General features: G+C 38.0%; 3 protein-coding genes and 1 pseudogene. 1 reads left to right on the top strand and 3 read right to left on the bottom strand.

The features are described 5' to 3' along the window. Window positions 1-194 precede the first annotated feature (194 nt). Genes ABNR88_RS07140 through ABNR88_RS07150 form a run of 3 tightly spaced genes read right to left on the bottom strand, consistent with a single transcriptional unit; the run spans window position 195 to window position 2024 of the window. Complete coding sequence (locus tag ABNR88_RS07140; protein ID WP_291929081.1) at window positions 195-476, bottom strand: hypothetical protein; 282 nt, start codon at window positions 474-476, stop codon at window positions 195-197. A gap of 32 nt (window positions 477-508) precedes the next feature. Further along, window positions 509-784, bottom strand: a complete 276-nt coding sequence (locus ABNR88_RS07145; RefSeq protein WP_291929078.1) for a hypothetical protein — start codon at window positions 782-784, stop codon at window positions 509-511. Next, complete coding sequence (locus ABNR88_RS07150) at window positions 777-2024, bottom strand: M48 family metallopeptidase (protein WP_291929077.1); 1248 nt, start codon at window positions 2022-2024, stop codon at window positions 777-779. The genes ABNR88_RS07145 and ABNR88_RS07150 overlap by 8 nt, the downstream gene beginning before the upstream one ends. Window positions 2025-2413: 389 nt before the next feature. Here ABNR88_RS07150 and ABNR88_RS07155 point away from each other — a divergent pair. Beyond that, window positions 2414-2814: pseudogene (locus ABNR88_RS07155) on the top strand (outer membrane lipoprotein-sorting protein); the annotation flags it as partial.

Consider the following 2814-nt stretch of genomic DNA (forward strand, 5'->3'; position numbering starts at 1 on the left):
TCTCCAGATTCAGCCTCAACCAGCAAGCGCTGACCATAGCGAGTAATCACTAAGCCTGTTTGTGCTTTGGTTTCGTCATCTAATAAATCTTCAGAATCGTTAGATGCCTTATTAGCCCTAGCAATACGCTCAGCTTGGATTTTTTCAATGCGCCATTTTTGGCGTCGTGTAAGGCTCAATTATTTAACACTCAATTACTTAGCTAATTTGTAGTATTTATCATTTAAGAATTTAACTTCTTCTGCCTCTTCTTCTGGAAACCACCCCACACTAAAAGCCACAGCACAAGTACTCACTTGGCGGCGCAGATCAAAGTGCGTTTTCATGCGTGTGTTTTCTTTGGTATAAAAATCATCATCATGGTCAATAATGTGGCAACTCACACAAGACTCATTGTGTCGCTCTAGCGCTTCACTTTCGGCAAAGGCGTTACTTGTTGCCAGTAATGCGATTACTATAATTATTTGTTGTTTCATAATTTTCTCCTTTTAATGGCCCAAGTATACCTTTATTGGCCTAATTCAAAGAACTCGCGATTTAAATAATACGTCGTGTCCTCAATGTCTTGATCATTCCAGTCGAGATTAAAATGCTGACTGCAAGTATCTACCCAATGCGTCAACTCAACGACATCGTTCGGCTCACTCATACCCAAACCTTGGTAATATTCTGTGCCGTGGCATTTGGCGCAGCTTTCGCCGTAGAGTAATTTTCCGTCGATAATATTGGGCTCTGCCATTAATGAAAAAGGCAAAAATAAAATAGTTACCAGTAATTTACGCATGGCGTTTTAATTCTGCGATACGAATACTTGCACTTGGGTGTGAATCATGAAAAGCAGAATAAAGCTTATCCGGCGTTAAAGTAGCCGCATTATCACGGTAGAGTTTAACTAGGCTTGATACCAAATCATCTGCATTGGTGTGCTTAGCGGCAAAGGCATCCGCTTCAAACTCATGCTTGCGCGATAAGGCATTACTAATAGGTGCGATAAAAAAGCTAAATACCGGTAGTGCTAAGGTAAACAAAATCAAAGCAGCATGATTAGACACAGTGCTCACACCAAGCCCATCAAAGAACCATTCTTGCGTAATTAAATATCCTAATAATGCCAACCCTAAAAGTGAGATAGTAAAGGTGCTAACCATATGCTTGCGAATATGCTTGTGGTGAAAATGCCCCAACTCATGTGCGAGGATCGCCTCAACCTCTTGATCTTCCATACCTTCTAATAAGGTGTCAAAAAACACAATACGCTTATTTTTACCAATACCAGTAAAGTACGCATTACCGTGGGATGATCGTTTAGAGCCGTCCATCACAAATACACCGTCACTCTTAAAGCCGGTACGCGTGAGCAGATTATCAATCTTAGCTTTTAGTTCAAGATTATCTAGCGGTTTAAACTTGTTAAAAATCGGCGCAATGTAAGTAGGGTAGAGCCAAAACATTAAAAGAGAAAATCCGGTTAATACTAGCCACACATAGGCCCACCAATATTCACCCATCGCACCCATCAAATACAACACAGCATAAATCAGTGGCAAACCAATAATTAAGGTAAGTAATATTTCCTTACCAAGGTCACCCGCAAAGGTGCCAGCCGTCATTTTATTAAAACCAAATTTTTGTTCAAGCACAAAGGTACGATAAATACTAAAAGGCAAATCGATCAAACTACCAATAATCATCAAACTAATAATAAAACCCACACCTATATATATAGTGTTATCAGTTTGCGCTTGCCAAAGTGTATCTAGCCAATTAAGCCCACCACCAAGCGTCCATACTAATAGTACAACGGTTGAAAATATAATTTCAAAGTGATTGACCAAAAGCTTGGCTTGTGTATATTCAGCTGCTTTTTGGTGATCGGCCAAAGTAATTTTCTCATTAAATTCATTTGGTACAGCGTCGAATGAGTTAGCCACCGCTTTATCTTGGCGCATGTTTAGCCACAGCAGGGTAATGACATAACCCAATATTGCAATTAAAAAGATTAAAGTAAAGGTATTGAATTCCATGACTCTCCCAAGAATCGATATATGAATAATGCTATTTTACCGCTATTTTGATTATTTCCGAAATTTTTGTATTTAATGATACAGTCAGGGCTCGTATCAGAATAAACAGCTGATTTTGGCAATAAAAGAGTTAATAAATGACTTTTATTTGGTTTTAAAGTATGAATTTATCCCTGTTTTAGGGTGATTTTAATTATTTCCAATATTTTTAGAACGGGCAAGGCCCGTTCTAAAATAGGTGAAAGGCGTTGATATGAAAGAAAAATGCAAAAAAAAAAAACGATTGTTGCAAAAAAGTTACAAAATAACGTTATTTTGCAAATAAATGTTGACAAAGTGTTTTACTAAGGTATATTAACAACTTTATAACTATTCCTTGGGGGAACAGTATGAAGCGAATCGCTTTATCGGTTGCAGTTGCAGCCAGTCTTGCAGCAGGTGTTGCAACAGCCGTAGTATCTAAAGATCTAGCTTATCCATCAGGCAGCGTGTCTGCTAATGATGTTGCTGAGCAAAACTACTTTGTTAATCATTTCTATTCTTTTGGTAATTATGCAATTACTAAAAAAGGTAAAGAAATTACTGCCCTTATTCTTCGAGCTAAAGACTCAAGCCCTTTAACCCTTACCTTAGAGCGCTACTTAAACAACGAGCCAAAAGCTGAAGGTGTTAATGCACAAGATTTAGCGATTTTCCGTTCAGGCAAGCTAAAAGGTACAGGAATGCTAATTACGGATTTTTCTGATCAAGCAAAATCACAATCATATGAAATCTTCATTCCATCAATTCG

This window comes from uncultured Candidatus Thioglobus sp. (assembly GCF_963981275.1).
GTDB lineage: Bacteria > Pseudomonadota > Gammaproteobacteria > PS1 > Pseudothioglobaceae > Thioglobus_A.